Below are 15,372 nucleotides of genomic sequence, written 5' to 3'. Positions count from 1 at the left end.
TTCAGGTCGCCTTTTTCACTTCAGCGCACGCCTTACTGGCCGTTGTAGATCTGATCAAAGATCCCGCCATCATTGAAGTGGGTCTTCTGCACCGAGCGCCAGTCACCGAAGGTTTTCTCCACCGAGAGGAAGTCGACTTTCGGGAAGCGGTCGGTGTACTTCGCCAGCACCGCCGGGTCGCGTGGACGCAGGTAGTTGGCGGCAGCGATTTCCTGGCCTTCCGGCGACCACAGGTACTTCAGGTATTCATCGGCCGCAGCGCGGGTGCCTTTCTTGTCGACCACTTTATCGACCACGGAAACCGGTGGCTCGGCTTCGGCGGAAACGCTTGGGTAGATCACTTCGAACTGATCGCGACCGAACTCGCGAGCGATCATCTCGGCTTCGTTTTCGAAGGTCACCAGCACGTCGCCGATCTGGTTGGTCATGAACGTGGTGGTCGCGGCGCGGCCACCGGTATCCAGCACTGGTGCCTGCTTGAACAGTTTGCCGACGAAGTCCTTGGCCTTGTTCTCGTCACCGCCGTTCTTCAGCACGTAGCCCCAGGCCGAGAGGTAGGTGTAGCGGCCGTTGCCCGAGGTTTTCGGGTTCGGCACGATCACCTGCACGCCGTCCTTGAGCAGGTCCGGCCAGTCTTTCAGGGCTTTAGGATTGCCTTTGCGCACGATGAACACGGTGGCCGAGGTGAATGGCGCACTGTTGTTCGGCAGGCGGGTGACCCAGTTTTCCGGGACCAGTTTGCCGTTGTCGGCGAGGGCGTTGATGTCGGTGGCCATGTTCATGGTGATGACGTCCGCCGGCAGGCCGTCGATTACCGAACGCGCTTGCTTGCTCGAACCGCCGAAGGACATCTGCACGGTGATGTTTTCGTTGTGTTCGGCCTGCCAGTGTTTCTGGAACGCAGTGTTGTAGTCCTTGTAGAAATCGCGCATCACGTCGTAGGAGACGTTGAGCAGGGTCGGTGCGGCTTGAGCCACGCTGCCAAAGGCAAGACCGGCGGCGAGAAGTGAGGCGCCAAAGAGTTTTTTCACTGCGCATTCCTTGTTGTCTATGTATGTGCAGGAGCTGCCGCAGGCTGCGATCTTTTGATCTTGAGCTTATAAAAACAACATCAAAAGATCGCAGCCTGCGGCAGCTCCTACAGGGGGTGATGTTCAATTGCCACTGACTATAACGGGGCACGCATAGTCGTTTAAAGATTAAAAAGCTCTGTGCTTATTCCATTTTCTTGAACAGCTGACTGCCACACCGCGAGCAAAACGCCGCACTGTTTTCATGGCTGCTTTTCTTGCACACCGGGCAGTCGTGTTGCAGCTGTTCACCGCGCATGGCGTTGGCCAGTTCCGCAGTGAAAATCCCGGTGGGCACGGCGATGATCGAGTAACCGGTGATCATCACCAGCGACGAAATCACCTGACCCAGCGGGGTCTTCGGCACGATGTCGCCGAAGCCGACCGTGGTCAACGTGACGATAGCCCAATAGATGCCCTTGGGGATGCTGGTGAAGCCATGTTCCGGGCCTTCGATCACGTACATCAGCGTGCCGAACACCGTTACCAGGGTGCAGACGCTGACCAGAAACACCACGATCTTCTGCTTGCTGCCGCGCAGCGCCGACATCAGGTAGTTGGCTTGCTTTAGGTACGGGCTGAGCTTGAGCACCCGGAAGATCCGCAGCATGCGGATGATGCGGATGATCAGCAGGTATTGGGCATCGCTGTAATACAGCGCGAGGATCCCGGGCACGATCGCCAGCAAATCCACCAGCCCGTAGAAACTGAAGGCATAGCGCAGCGGCTTCGGTGAGCAATACAAACGCAGGATGTACTCGCCGAGAAAGATGACCGTGAAGCCCCACTCGATGTACGCCAGCACATCGGCGTAGTTGCGGTGAACGCTGTCGATGCTGTCGAGCATCACGATCACCAGACTGGCGAGGATGATCAACAGCAAGATGCCGTCGAAGCGCCGCCCGGCAAGGGTGTCGCTCTGGAAAATCATGACGTAAAGCCGTTCACGCCAACTGTTGCTGCTGTCCATGGATAACGCCTGAATCAAAGATCAGCGCAGCCTAGGTTGATTCTCCCCATGAGCGCAAGGCGTGCCGTCGACGGCGGCTTTGCCGAGCATCTGAATCCCGGCGCGGATCAGCCAGCCGGCGAGGATGAACGGCGCCGTCAGTGTCGCCAGGCCGAGGGCGACGAACAGCGGCGTGACCAGCAGCGCAAGGACGATACCCAGCAGCGGCAGCCACGGTTGTTGACGTTGCGTGCTGAAGGCGAGGGCGGCGAGCACGGCGTTGTAACTGCCAAGGCCGAGCAGCGCAGTGCTGCTTTCGTGGTGCAGCAGGCTGGAGCCGAGGCCGATGGCCGACGCCAGCATCGCCCAGCAGAACGCGCGTCGATCAGCGATCAGCAAGCCGCCGGCAATCAATGCGCCGGCCAGCGGATGACCGAGGAACATCACCTGGCCCAATCCACGCAGCTCCGCGGCGAGCAGGTTCAGCGTATTCATCTCGATGTGAGCCGTCGGCGCGGACGGTTCGGCGAACAGCAGCAGGATCCAGCTCATCGCTACGAACGGCGAGGTGTAGGCCGGTATCGACCGGCTACGGTACACGTGTTTGAGCCATTGCTGCGTGGCCATCGCGCTCAGGCCACCGGCCGCGAGAATCAGCGGCGGCAGCATCGGCGACCAGGGGAAATACAGGCTCAGCAACAAACCGAGCAGCACACCGTTGTAACTGAACAATCCGGCCTGACGATCGGCCTTGGAGTAGTTACGCCGTTGCGCGGTGAGCAATCCGGCGACCGCGCCGAGCAGCGCACCGGCAAACAGCACCGGCGCAGTCAGCAGGATCGCCAGCAGGCACAGCAGGCCGCACAGCGGATGGCGCTGGAGGAATATCTGACTGAAACCGTTGAGCAGGGCCTCGGCCCAGTCGGGGCAGTGGGTGTTGAAATGATTGGCAGGCATGTCGAGAAAATCTGGGCAGTTGGAAAATCAAAAGGTCTTGCAAATAACTGTGGTGAGGGAGCTTGCTCCTGCTGGGGCGCGTAGCGGCCCCAACATGGGTTGATGCGGTTCTTCTGTGAAAACCGTCATGCCCTAAAAGCGACGACTCGACGAGCTCCCTCGCCACAGGTTGTGTAGCTTTCTTCAGATCAACGTTTCGATCCGCAGCGAGTTGGTCGAACCCGGCTGCCCGAACGGCACACCCGCCGTGATCAGCAGCGTGTCACCGCGCTCGGCCATACCCTGCGCCTGGGCGATTTCCAGTGCCGTCGAGCAGACTTCATCAACCTGACGCAGGCGATCGTTGACCACCGAGTGAATGCCCCACGCCACACTCAAACGCCGCGCCGTTTGCAGGTTCGGCGTCAGGTTGAGGATCGGCGCTTTCGGCCGTTCCCGCGAAGCACGCAAGCTCGACGCACCCGACTCGCTGTAGTTGACCAGCACCGCCACCGGCAGCACGTTGCTGATGCGGCGGATTGCGCAGCTGATGGCATCGGACACGGTCGCTTCGGCTTTCGGTCGGCTGACGTCGAGCTGGGTCTGATAGTCCGGACCGTTTTCCACCTGGCGGATGATCTTGCTCATCATCTGCACCGCTTCGAGCGGGTATTCGCCGGACGCGGTTTCGGCCGAGAGCATCACCGCATCGGCACCTTCGGCCACGGCGTTGGCGACGTCGGTGACTTCGGCGCGGGTCGGGGCCGGGGAGAAGCGCATCGATTCCAGCATCTGGGTCGCCACCACCACCGGTTTGCCCAGTTCACGGCAAGTGGTGATGATGTTTTTCTGAATCTGCGGCACGCTCTCGGCCGGGACTTCGACGCCGAGGTCGCCACGGGCCACCATGATCGCGTCGCTCAATTCAGCGATTTCGCGCAGTTGCTCGACCGCCGACGGCTTCTCGATTTTCGCCATCAGGAAGGCTTTGTCGCCGATCAGTTCGCGGGCTTCGAGGATGTCTTGCGGACGTTGCACGAACGACAGCGCTACCCAGTCCACGCCCAGTTCCAGGCCGAAGCTCAGGTCGCGGCGATCCTTGGCGGTCAGCGGGCTCAGTTCAAGTACCGCTTGCGGCACGTTCACCCCTTTGCGGTCGGACAGTTCGCCGCCGTTGAGCACGGTGGTGTCGATCGCATCGCTGTATTTGGTGACCACGCGCAGACGCAGTTTGCCGTCATCGAGCAGCAGGTCCATGCCGGCTTCCAGCGCGGCGATGATCTCCGGATGCGGCAGGTTCACCCGGCGTTCATCGCCGGGAGTGGCGTCCAGGTCGAGGCGAAACGCCTGGCCGCGATGCAACTGCACCTTGCCGTCGGCGAACTTGCCGACCCGCAGTTTCGGCCCCTGCAGGTCCATCAGGATGCCCAGCGGGTAGTTGAGCTGGCGCTCGACTTCGCGGATCCACTGATAGCGCTTGGCATGGTCGGCGTGATCACCGTGGCTGAAGTTGAGGCGGAAGATGTTGACCCCGGCCTCGACCAGTTCACGGATGTCTTCGATGCCATCGACAGCAGGCCCGAGGGTGGCGAGGATTTTGACCTTTTTGTCAGGCGTCATGATTTGCAGTTCTCAAGGATCAGGATGGCGCGGAAGTCGTTGACGTTGGTGCGGGTCGGCTCGGTGACGATCAGCGCGTCGAGCGCCTCGAAGTAGCCGTAACCGTTGTTGTTATCCAGCTCGTCGCTAGCGCTCAAACCGAGGGCGGCGGCGCGGGCGTAGCTGTCCGGGGTCATGATGGCGCCGGCGTTGTCTTCCGAGCCGTCGATGCCATCGGTGTCACCGGCCAGCGCATAGACGCCGGGCTGACCCTTGAGGCTGTCGGTGAGGCTGAGGAGGAATTCGGCGTTGCGTCCGCCACGGCCATTGCCGCGCACGGTCACGGTGGTTTCGCCACCGGAAAGAATCACGCACGGCGCCGCCAATGGCTGGCCATGGTTGATGATCTGCCGGGCGATGCCGGCGTGGACCTTCGCCACTTCGCGGGATTCACCTTCCAGGTCGCCAAGGATCAGCGTGCTGAAACCGGCCTGTCGGCATTTCACTGCGGCGGCATCCAGCGATTGCTGAGGACGGGCGATCAACTGGAAATGACTGCGGGCGAGGCTCGGATCGCCGGGTTTGACGGTTTCCGATTCCGGGCTTTGCAGCCAGGTGCGCACCGAGGCCGGAACTTCGATGCCGTAGCGCTTGAGGATCGCCAGCGCTTCGGCCGAAGTGCTCGGGTCGGCCACCGTCGGGCCGGAAGCGATGACCGTGGCGAGGTCACCCGGCACATCGGAAATCGCGTAGGTGTAAACAGTGGCCGGCCAGCAGGCCTTGCCCAGACGCCCACCTTTGATCGCCGAGAGGTGCTTGCGCACGCAGTTCATCTCGCCGATGGTCGCGCCGGATTTGAGCAGGGCTTTATTGATCGACTGCTTGTCGGCCAGAGTGATGCCTTCGGCCGGCAGGGCGAGCAGGGCAGAGCCGCCGCCGGAGAGCAGGAAGATCACGCGATCGTCTTCGGTCAGGTTGCTGACCAGTTCGAGCACCCGTTTGGCCACGGCCAGACCAGCGGCGTCCGGCACCGGATGCGCGGCTTCGACCACTTCGATTTTTTCGCACGGAGCGCCGTGACCGTAACGGGTCACCACCAGGCCAGAGACGTCACCCTGCCAGCAGCGCTCGACCACTTGCGCCATGGCGGCGGCCGCTTTACCGGCGCCGATGACAATCACCCGGCCAGTGCGATCGGCGGGCAGATGGGCTTCGAGGACTTGGTTCGGATGGGCCGCGTCGATGGCTGTGGCAAACAGCTCGCGCAGCAGTTGTTGCGGATCGACCGACATGGCGGGCTCCCGGAATTCTTGTTATTCGAAAGGGCAACTCGGAACCCTTGTGGGAGCGAGCCTGCTCGCGAAGGCGGTGTGTCAGCCAACATGAATGTTGAATGTGCAACCGTTTTCGCGAGCAGGCTCGCTCCCACAGGGTTTTGTGCAGGCTTTATTTTTTGTCGCGAATCGAGAAGTTGGCCATGTGTTCCAGGCCCTTGATCAGCGCCGAGTGGTCCCAGTTGCTGCCACCGATGGCCGCGCAGGTGCTGAACACTTGCTGGGCGTTGGCGGTGTTCGGCAGGTTGATGTTCAGCTCCTTGGCACCTTGCAGCGCCAGGTTCAGGTCCTTCTGGTGCAGGCTGATGCGGAAGCCCGGATCGAAGGTGCCTTTGATCATGCGCTCGCCGTGCACTTCGAGAATCTTCGACGAAGCGAAACCGCCCATCAGCGCTTCACGCACCTTGGCTGGATCAGCACCGTTTTTCGAGGCGAACAGCAGGGCTTCGGCCACGGCCTGAATGTTCAGCGCGACGATGATCTGGTTCGCGACCTTGGCGGTCTGACCGTCGCCATTGCCACCGACCAGGGTGATGTTCTTGCCCATCGCCTGGAACAGCGGCAGGGCGCGTTCGAAGGCATCGGCGTCGCCACCGACCATGATGCTCAGGGTCGCGGCTTTGGCACCGACCTCACCGCCGGAGACGGGCGCGTCGAGGTATTGCGCGCCTTTCTCGTTGATCTTGGCGGCAAACGCCTTGGTGGCGGTCGGCGAGATCGAACTCATGTCGATCACCACTTTGCCTTTGCCGATACCGGCAGCAACGCCGTCGGCGCGGAACAGCACGTCGTCGACCTGCGGGGTATCCGGGACCATGACGATGATGAATTCAGCTTCCTGCGCCACGTCGCGCGGGTTGGCCAGGGCGACGGCGCCAGCAGCCACCAGATCAGCCGGGGCGGCGTCGTGGTGCGCCGACAGGAACAGGCTGTGACCGGCTTTCTGCAGGTTTGCCGCCATTGGGTGGCCCATGATGCCGGTGCCGATAAATCCGATTTTAGCCATGAGAAAATCCTCTTGTTTTTGTGTAGCCAAATAATCTGCCGAACACACTTTGTGGCGAGGGAGCTTGCTCCCGCTGGGGGGCGAAGCCCCCCCAAAACCAGCCACTGTGGTGTGTCAGACAAAATCGGTTTGCAGGGTTTACGACTGCTGCGCAGCCGAGCGGGAGCAAGCTCCCTCGCCACAAGGGTTTTGCAGTGTTCTTAAATTGCGTTGTGGGTCTTCAGCCAGCCGAGGCCCGCCTCAGTGGTAGTCAGCGGCTTGTATTCACAGCCAACCCAACCCTGATAACCGATGCGGTCCAGGTGTTCGAACAGGAAGCGGTAGTTGATCTCACCGGTGCCCGGCTCGTTGCGCCCCGGGTTGTCCGCGAGCTGCACATGGTTGATCTCGCCCAGGTGCGATTGCAGGGTGCGGGCCAGATCGCCTTCCATGATTTGCATGTGATAGATGTCGTATTGCAGGAACAGATTGGCGCTGCCGACCTGTTCGCGAATCGACAGGGCTTGCGCCGTGTTGTTCAGGTAGAAGCCCGGGATGTCGCGGGTGTTGATCGCTTCCATCACCAGTTTGATACCCGCCGCCTGCAGCTTGTCGGCCGCGTACTTGAGGTTGGCGACAAAGGTCTTTTCCACGGTGGCATCGTCCACGCCTTGCGGACGGATACCGGCCAGGCAGTTGACCTGGGTGTTGCCCAGCACTTGCGCGTAGGCAATCGCCAGATCGACACCGGCGCGGAACTCCTCGACCCGATCCGGCAGGCACGCAATACCGCGCTCGCCCTTGGCCCAGTCACCGGCCGGCAGGTTGAACAGCACTTGAGTCAGACCGTTGGCATCCAGTTTGGCCTTGATTTCGGCGGAGCTGAAGTCGTACGGGAACAGGTATTCCACGCCACTGAAACCGGCTTTGGCGGCGGCGTCGAAACGGGCAAGGAAATCCTGTTCGGTGAACAGCATGGACAGGTTGGCTGCGAAACGCGGCATGGTGGTCTCCCGTAAATCGTGTGAGGTTCCCCATATGGCAGCGGGCTTGTGTGGCGAGGGAGCTTGCTCCCGCTGGGCTGCGTAGCAGACCCAGGATTTCAGGGCCGCTTCGCGCCCCAGCGGGAGCAAGCTCCCTCGCCACATGGCCCGCTCCCACTGGGAGAGCGGTCAGCAGTTAATCGAGCAGCGAAATCGCCGTTGGCGCATCGTTGCCGACCAGCGCCAGGTCTTCGAATTCGTTGACGGCGTTGATCTCGGTCCCCATGGAGATGTTGGTCACACGCTCCAGAATGATCTCGACGATCACCGGCACCTTGAACTCTTCGATCATCTGTTCGGCCTTGCGCAGGGCAGGGGCGATGTCAGCCGGTTCGAACACACGCAGCGCCTTGCAGCCCAGGCCTTCGGCAACCGCGACGTGGTCGACACCGTAACCGTTGAGTTCCGGCGCGTTCAGGTTATCGAAGGACAGCTGCACGCAGTAGTCCATTTCGAACCCGCGCTGGGCCTGACGGATCAGCCCCAGGTACGAGTTGTTCACCACGACGTGGATGTAAGGCAGTTTGAACTGAGCGCCGACCGCCAGCTCCTCGATCATGAACTGGAAGTCATAGTCCCCCGACAGGGCCACGACTTTACGGTTCGGATCGGCCTTGACCACGCCCAGCGCTGCCGGAATGGTCCAGCCCAGAGGGCCGGCCTGACCGCAGTTGATCCAGTGACGCGGCTTGTAGACGTGCAGGAACTGCGCGCCGGCAATCTGCGACAGACCAATGGTGCTGACGTAGCAGGTGTCTTTGCCGAATACTTGGTTCATCTCTTCATACACGCGCTGCGGCTTGACCGGCACGTTGTCGAAGTGGGTCTTGCGCTGCAGGCTGGCCTTGCGCTGCTGGCAGTCCTGCAACCAGGCACTGCGGTTTTTCAGCTTGCCGGCGGCTTGCCACTCACGCGCCACTTCAATGAACACGGTCAGTGCGGCAGCGGCGTCGGACACGATGCCCAGATCCGGGGTGAACACGCGGCCGATCTGCGTGCCTTCGATGTCGACGTGAATGAACTTGCGACCTTCGGTGTACACGTCGACCGAGCCGGTGTGACGGTTGGCCCAACGGTTACCGATACCCAGCACCACGTCGGACTTGAGCATCGTCGCGTTGCCGTAACGGTGCGACGTCTGCAGACCGACCATGCCGACCATCAACGGGTGATCGTCCGGGATGGTGCCCCAGCCCATCAGGGTCGGGATGACCGGGATGCCGGTCAGTTCGGCGAACTCGACCAGCAGGTCGCTGGCGTCAGCGTTGATGATGCCGCCACCGGCCACCAGCAATGGACGCTCAGCCTGATCGAGCAGGGCCAAAGCCTTCTCGACCTGAACGCGGGTCGCGGTCGGCTTGGCCAGCGGCAAAGGCTGGTAAGCGTCGATGTCGAATTCGATTTCAGCCATCTGCACGTCGAACGGCAGATCGATCAGCACCGGGCCAGGACGGCCGGAGCGCATTTCATAGAAGGCTTTCTGGAACGCATAAGGCACCTGGCCCGGCTCCAGAACCGTGGTCGCCCACTTGGTGACGGGCTTGACGATGCTGGTGATGTCGACCGCCTGGAAGTCTTCCTTGTGCATACGGGCGCGGGGTGCCTGGCCGGTAATGCAGAGGATGGGAATCGAGTCGGCCGACGCGCTGTAGAGCCCGGTGACCATGTCGGTACCGGCCGGGCCGGATGTACCGATGCACACGCCGATGTTGCCGGCCTTGGTGCGGGTGTAACCCTCGGCCATGTGCGACGCGCCTTCAACGTGGCGAGCGAGGACGTGATCGATGCCACCGACTTTTTTCAGTGCGGAGTACAGCGGGTTGATCGCAGCACCCGGAATGCCAAAAGCGGTATCAACCCCTTCACGGCGCATCACCAGAACGGCGGCTTCGATTGCTCTCATTTTGCTCATGGTTTTGTGCCTCTTTACGTTTTGTAATTGTATACAAGTGGCTTTGCGCAGAGTGTATTCACGGCGGACGGCGCAGGTCAATCCATTTTCTCAAGCGCCTGTTTCATTCGTCGGAAGCCAGGTTCTGCTGTGGCTTTTCGTCGCATGTGGCGCTTTTCGAGAATTATTGTATACAAAAAAATAGTTCATTGTGTTCTATTTGTGGCATCGAGCTGCGGCACAACCGCGCAGCTCCACGACTTTCCCAATAACAAAATGAGGACGGCACCATGAGCGCTTTAACCTTGAAAGTCGCAGTCAACCTGGTCAACGAAGCCATCAGCATCGGGCGCGGCACCAACGCCGCGCCGCTGACCATCGCGGTACTCGATACCGGCGGCCACCTGATCACCCTGCAACGCGAAGACGGCGCCAGCCTGCTGCGCCCGCAGATCGCCATCGGCAAAGCCTGGGGCGCCATCGCGCTGGGCAAAGGCTCACGCCTGCTGGCACTGGACGCCCAACAACGCCCGGCGTTTATTGCCGCGCTGAACAGCATGGGCCAGGGCAGCGTCGTGCCGGCACCGGGTGGTGTGTTGATCCGCGATCAGGCGGGAAATGTGCTGGGTGCGATCGGCATCAGCGGCGATCTGTCGGATATTGATGAGCAGGTGGCAATCAAAGCGGTGGAGGCGCTGGATTTGAAAGCGGATGCGGGGGTGGCGGCTTGAATCTGCGTTGATTGATTAACCGTTATCGCGAGCAGGCTCACTCCTACAAGGGATCTTGGTTGGACACAAAATGTCTGAACACCACAAACCTCCTGTAGGAGTGAGCCTGCTCGCGATAGCTCTCTCCCAGAAACATCCAGCCAACAGTCTGTCCCATCTACCTGAGCACGCAGAACTAGTCTTCTCATGAGCTGATCATGGGAGGCAAAGGAATGCCTGATCTACCCGCTGCACATCGATTACGAGCCGGTCGCTATGCCGAGCCCAATCGAATCTACCTTCTGACGACCAACACACTTGATCGCAAACCGATCTTTGCCGATTTTGCGTTGGGCCGCTTGGTGGTTCATCAATTTCGGCGGGCACAAGATCTCGGCTTGGCGAACTCACTGGCGTGGGTGGTGATGCCGGATCATTTTCATTGGTTAATTGAATTGCAGAGAGGATCGTTGAGCGAACTGATGCAGAAGACCAAATCGCTGAGTACCAAAGCGGTGAATCAGGCTACCGGCAGAAATGTTTGCCTCTGGCAAAGAGGATTTCATGACCGGGCACTGCGGCGGGAGGAGGATTTAGTGAAGATGGCAAGGTATGTCGTAGCCAACCCGTTGCGGGCTGGTCTGGTTGAAAAGCTAGGCGATTATCCGCTGTGGGATGCCATTTGGGTTTGAGCCAAAACCGTGTCGCCTTGATCGCGAGCAGGCTCACTCCTACATTTGGAATACGTTCCCCTGTAGGAGTGAGCCTGCTCGCGATGGCTGCGACTAGGTCTCAGTCCGGCTCACACCCTTTCAACACCAACCGAATAATCGTCTGCGCCGCCGCCTCGTAATCAGCCTCGTCCAGCTTGTCCTTGCCGGTCACCGCAGAAATCTGCCAGTCGAAGTCGGCGTAGGTCTGGGTCGCGGCCCAGATGCTGAACATCAGGTGGTTAGGGTCGATCGGGGCGATCTGGCCGCGGTCGATCCAGCTCTGGATGCAGTCGATGTTGTGCTTGGCCTGGCTGTTGAGCTGCTCGACCAGATCGGCGCTCAGGTGCGGGGCGCCGTGCATGATTTCGCTGGCGAACACCTTGGAGGCGAAAGGCAGGTCGCGGGAGATGCGGATCTTCGAGCGGATGTAGCCGCTGAGCACTTCGCTCGGCACGCCGTCCGGGTTGAACGGGGTCGAAGCCTGCAGGATCGGCACGATGATGCTTTCCAGAACCTCGCGGTAGAGGTTTTCCTTGGACTTGAAGTAGTAGTAGACGTTGGGCTTGGGCAATCCTGCCTTGGCGGCGATGTCGCTGGTTTTGGTCGCAGCGAAGCCCTTGTCGGCAAACTCCTCACTGGCAGCACGCAGGATCAGTTCTTTGTTGCGCTCGCGGATTGTGCTCATAAACCCGGTGGTTCCTTGCCTGTTCTGGCGGTTGCGCATGGTAGCACCGGCCTCGCGCGTGGCTCAAGAATGCCCCGTGTGGCCTGCAGTCGCGGTATGCTGCGCGGCATTATTCACATAAGGAAACAAGATTCATGGCAGGAAGCAGTTTGCTGGTGCTGATCGACGATATTGCCACCGTGCTGGATGACGTGGCGTTGATGAGCAAAATGGCCGCGAAGAAGACCGCCGGGGTGCTCGGCGACGATCTGGCGCTCAATGCCCAGCAGGTCTCCGGGGTGCGCGCCGAGCGGGAAATTCCCGTGGTCTGGGCAGTCGCCAAGGGCTCGTTCCTCAACAAGCTGATTCTGGTGCCGTCGGCGCTGGCGATCAGTGCGTTCGTGCCGTGGCTGGTGACGCCGCTGCTGATGGTCGGCGGTGCGTACCTGTGTTTCGAAGGTTTCGAGAAGCTCGCGCACAAGTTTCTGCACAGCAAGGCCGAGGATGACGCCGACCACGCGCAACTGAGCGCGGCGGTGGCCGAACCGAGCACCGATCTGGTGGCCTACGAGAAGGACAAGATCAAAGGGGCGATCCGCACCGACTTCATCCTCTCGGCGGAAATCATCGCCATCACCCTCGGCACCGTGGCCGACGCCTCGCTGACCCAGCAAGTGATCGTGATGTCCGGCATCGCGATTGTCATGACTGTCGGCGTCTATGGCTTGGTGGCCGGCATCGTCAAACTCGACGACCTGGGCCTGTGGCTGACGCAGAAATCCGCCTCGGCGGCGAAAAGCATCGGTAACGCGATCCTGCGCGCCGCGCCGTACATGATGAAAGGCCTGTCGGTGATCGGTACGGCGGCGATGTTCCTCGTCGGCGGCGGCATCCTGACCCACGGCATTCCGCTGGTGCATCACTGGATTGAAGGCGTTGGCGCTGCGGCGGGCGGCGCCGGATTTGCGGTGCCTGTGTTGCTCAATGGCGTCGCGGGGATCATCGCGGGCGCGGCAGTGCTGGCCGTGGTTTCGCTGGTCGGCAAAATCTGGCGCGCGATCAAGGGCTGAACACAATAACCCTGTGGGAGCGAGCCTGCTCGCGAAGACGCCGAGTCAGTCACCCCTTTCGGGTCTGATGAACCGCATTCGCGAGCAGACTCGCTCCCACATTGGATTTCAGTGATCCACCAAAAAGGGCCATTCGACTCGCATCGAATGGCCCTTTTTGTTTGCCGCCGGTGTTACTCGGCAATCTGCAGCTTGCGCGCCTCGGTGTAGACGTAGCGCACTTTCTCGTACTCGAACGGCGAGTTCATCTGGCCGTAGCGGAAGTTGGTCTGGTAGCGCTTGTCGACGGCGCGCAGGGCCCAGATTTCCGGGTGGTTGGAGCTGACTTCCGACACGTTCAGGTAGTTGATCGCCGATTCGGCGGTGTAGTCCACGGCCAGGCCGGCGGTGTCGCGGATGTTCGACGGGCCGAGGATCGGCAGCACAAAGTAGGCGCCGCCCGGTACGCCGTAGAAGCCCAGGGTCTGGCCGAAGTCTTCGCTCTGGCGCGGCAGGCCCATGGCGGTCGCCGGGTCCCACAGGCCGGCAATGCCGATGGTGGTGTTGAGCAGCAGGCGCGCGGTGGTTTCCATCGAGCGCTTGCCCTTGAACTGCAGCAGGCTGTTGACCAGATTCGGCACGTCGCCGAGGTTGTTGAAGAAGTTGCTGACCCCGGTGCGCAGGAAGCTTGGCGTCACGTAGCGATAACCGTCGACCACCGGCAGGAACACCCATTGGTCGAAGCGGTAGTTGAAGTGGTAGACGCGGCGGTTCCACGACTCCAGCGGGTCATAGACGTTGAGCGCGTTGAGTGTCGAACGCTCGAACTCACGCTGGTCCAGCCCCGGGTTGAACTTGAGTTTGGACAGCGGCTCCTTGAAGCCGTCGCTGTCGACCACCACCGGCGCGTTGGCTTTGCTGTTGTCGGCCTGGGCCACGCCTGCACTGAGAAGCGCTGCAATCAGCAGGAGATATTTAGCCACGGAAGAACTCCAGCATGGCGTCGCTGTTGACGCGGTAGTTAAGGTTGCCGCAATGGCCGCCCAGTGGATAAACGGTGAGGCGATCACCGAAGGTCTTGCGCAGGAAGCCCAAGTCGCCAGGGCCCAGGATCACGTCGTCGGCGTTGTGCATGACGGCAATTTTCGGGCTGTCATGCAGGTAATCCTTGAGCGCGTACAGGCTGACCTGATCGATCAGTTGCAGCAGGCTGCCACCGTCGGTGCGGGCGCGCCACATCGGGATCACCTGTTCGGTCAGGTAGCAATCGAAGTCGCATTGCAGCGCACGCTTGAGGAACGGCGTGAGGCTGGTGCCTTCGGTGATCGGGAATTTCGGCGGGGTGATCAGGCCGCGACGGTTGATCAGGTCCGAAGTAAAGGCAATGTCGGCCGCCGAGAAGCGGAACGAGGTGCCGATCAGCATCGCCATCTGCTCGTTGGTCAGGTGCTGCTTGGACTGCTGGAAGTCATAGAGCAGGGCGTCATTGAGGTCGATGTAGCCTTTCTGCTGGAAGTAGCGGGTCAGCTTGCTCAGCACCAGTTCATAGAAAGTGGTGCTGTTGTTGATGCCCTTCACTTCGGTCTGCACCAGCTTGTCGAGGTTGGTGATCGAGGTATAGAGGTTGACCGGCGGGTTGAGCAGCAGGACTTTCTTGAAGTTGAAGCTGCGTCGGGTTTCGTCAAGGTGCGCAACGAATGCGGCATCCAGGGCGCCGAGGCTGTAGCCGCTGAGGTAGTACTCGGTGACCGGCAGTTTCGGATGCTGCGCGCGCACGGCCTGCATCACCCGGTACATGTCTTCGGCGTCTTCCTTGGTGATACCGGGTGTGGCGAAGCGTGAAGCGGCGCTGATGAAGTCGAAACTGGTCGGCGACGACAACTGCACGACGTGGTAGCCGGCCTTGTAGTAGAGCTTCTTCAAGTATTCGTTGAGCGTGCTGTCAAAGCGGGCGCCGGTGCCGGCGATCAGGAAGATCAGCGGCGCCGGTTTGTCCTGCTCGGCGATGCGGTAAGTGAGTTTCTTCACCGCCCAGAAATTGTCCGGGAGGATGAAGGCCCGTTCCGGGCGCAACGTGATGCTGTGGTCGGACTGGTTGATGTCGTCGTTGGACGGCAACTCCGGGCGCAGGTCCGGCGGCGTCGTGGCGATAGTCGCCTCGAACGGGTTGGTCAGGGGATAGCCATAACTGGCGGCATCGATATCCACCGCCAGTGCGGACGCACTCAAAATAAGGCCGCTGAACAGCGCGGCGAAGCGCAAGGAACGGAGCATGACTGGATCCCTTAAAGGAAGGTGCCGAATGAAGTTCGCAGGCTATGACCACCGGCCGCGCGCCAAAGTGCCATGCCGCGGCACCAAACAGGCAGAATTCGGAGTAATAGTAGCTGGACGATACACTTTGCACGCCTCACATGACCAGTTAACAG

General features: G+C 60.8%; 14 protein-coding genes. 3 read left to right on the top strand and 11 right to left on the bottom strand.

Annotated features, from left to right (window positions below; translation table 11 throughout):
- Nucleotides 1–32: 32 nt before the first annotated feature.
- The 8 genes from HBN98_RS00450 to gcl all read right to left on the bottom strand — a co-directional run bounded on the left by HBN98_RS00450 (nucleotide 33) and on the right by gcl (nucleotide 9,828).
- Nucleotides 33–1,031, bottom strand: a complete 999-nt coding sequence (locus HBN98_RS00450) for a sulfate ABC transporter substrate-binding protein (RefSeq protein WP_083366576.1) — start codon at nucleotides 1,029–1,031, stop codon at nucleotides 33–35.
- 184 nt (nucleotides 1,032–1,215) lie between these two features.
- Nucleotides 1,216–2,040, bottom strand: coding sequence for an ion transporter (locus HBN98_RS00445; protein ID WP_064586616.1), 825 nt, complete (start codon nucleotides 2,038–2,040; stop codon nucleotides 1,216–1,218).
- Between the two features lie 21 nt (nucleotides 2,041–2,061).
- Nucleotides 2,062–2,976 carry an urea transporter gene (locus tag HBN98_RS00440; protein WP_064586617.1) on the bottom strand — a complete coding sequence of 305 codons (915 nt, stop codon included), beginning with the start codon at nucleotides 2,974–2,976 and terminating at the stop codon, nucleotides 2,062–2,064.
- 183 nt (nucleotides 2,977–3,159) lie between these two features.
- Entirely contained in the window at nucleotides 3,160–4,575 is a 1,416-nt protein-coding gene (gene pyk / locus HBN98_RS00435; RefSeq protein ID WP_064586618.1) for a pyruvate kinase, read from the bottom strand.
- Nucleotides 4,572–5,846: a glycerate kinase type-2 family protein gene (locus HBN98_RS00430; protein WP_083366575.1), complete on the bottom strand. Its 1,275-nt coding sequence runs from the start codon at nucleotides 5,844–5,846 to the stop codon at nucleotides 4,572–4,574. Before HBN98_RS00430 ends, pyk begins: the two co-directional genes overlap by 4 nt.
- A 154-nt stretch (nucleotides 5,847–6,000) precedes the next feature.
- Nucleotides 6,001–6,894 carry a 2-hydroxy-3-oxopropionate reductase gene (locus HBN98_RS00425; protein WP_039769769.1) on the bottom strand — a complete coding sequence of 298 codons (894 nt, stop codon included), beginning with the start codon at nucleotides 6,892–6,894 and terminating at the stop codon, nucleotides 6,001–6,003.
- 200 nt (nucleotides 6,895–7,094) lie between these two features.
- The gene (gene hyi, locus HBN98_RS00420) at nucleotides 7,095–7,877 is read right to left on the bottom strand and encodes a hydroxypyruvate isomerase (protein ID WP_025111893.1); all 783 of its coding nucleotides are present in this window, start codon (nucleotides 7,875–7,877) and stop codon (nucleotides 7,095–7,097) included.
- Nucleotides 7,878–8,052: 175 nt separating this feature from the next.
- The gene (gene gcl / locus HBN98_RS00415) at nucleotides 8,053–9,828 is read right to left on the bottom strand and encodes a glyoxylate carboligase (protein ID WP_064586620.1); all 1,776 of its coding nucleotides are present in this window, start codon (nucleotides 9,826–9,828) and stop codon (nucleotides 8,053–8,055) included.
- Between the two features lie 269 nt (nucleotides 9,829–10,097).
- Here gcl and HBN98_RS00410 point away from each other — a divergent pair, with 269 nt between their 5' ends.
- A complete protein-coding gene (locus HBN98_RS00410; RefSeq protein ID WP_064586621.1) occupies nucleotides 10,098–10,538 on the top strand; it encodes a GlcG/HbpS family heme-binding protein in 441 nt (146 codons plus the stop codon).
- A 212-nt stretch (nucleotides 10,539–10,750) separates the two neighbouring features.
- A complete protein-coding gene (locus HBN98_RS00405) occupies nucleotides 10,751–11,209 on the top strand; it encodes an REP-associated tyrosine transposase (RefSeq protein ID WP_083369359.1) in 459 nt (152 codons plus the stop codon).
- Between the two features lie 100 nt (nucleotides 11,210–11,309).
- On the opposite strand, the gene HBN98_RS00400 is transcribed toward HBN98_RS00405, so the two are convergent.
- On the bottom strand, nucleotides 11,310–11,915 hold the full coding sequence (locus HBN98_RS00400; protein WP_007969638.1) for a TetR/AcrR family transcriptional regulator: 606 nt from the start codon (nucleotides 11,913–11,915) through the stop codon (nucleotides 11,310–11,312).
- Between the two features lie 134 nt (nucleotides 11,916–12,049).
- Here HBN98_RS00400 and HBN98_RS00395 point away from each other — a divergent pair, with 134 nt between their 5' ends.
- A complete protein-coding gene (locus HBN98_RS00395; protein ID WP_064586623.1) occupies nucleotides 12,050–12,964 on the top strand; it encodes a DUF808 domain-containing protein in 915 nt (304 codons plus the stop codon).
- A gap of 173 nt (nucleotides 12,965–13,137) precedes the next feature.
- Here HBN98_RS00395 and HBN98_RS00390 read toward each other — a convergent pair whose 3' ends face one another.
- Nucleotides 13,138–13,926 (bottom strand): MlaA family lipoprotein, encoded by a 789-nt coding sequence (locus HBN98_RS00390; protein ID WP_064586624.1) that lies wholly within the window; start codon nucleotides 13,924–13,926, stop codon nucleotides 13,138–13,140.
- Nucleotides 13,919–15,217: a hypothetical protein gene (locus HBN98_RS00385; RefSeq protein ID WP_064586625.1), complete on the bottom strand. Its 1,299-nt coding sequence runs from the start codon at nucleotides 15,215–15,217 to the stop codon at nucleotides 13,919–13,921. Before HBN98_RS00385 ends, HBN98_RS00390 begins: the two co-directional genes overlap by 8 nt.
- Between the last annotated feature and the right edge of the window lie 155 nt (nucleotides 15,218–15,372).

It is taken from the genome of Pseudomonas koreensis, assembly GCF_012986595.1.
Classification (GTDB): domain Bacteria; phylum Pseudomonadota; class Gammaproteobacteria; order Pseudomonadales; family Pseudomonadaceae; genus Aquipseudomonas; species Aquipseudomonas koreensis.
Note: the sequence above shows the minus strand (reverse complement) of the source record. Positions and strands in the feature narration are given on the sequence as shown.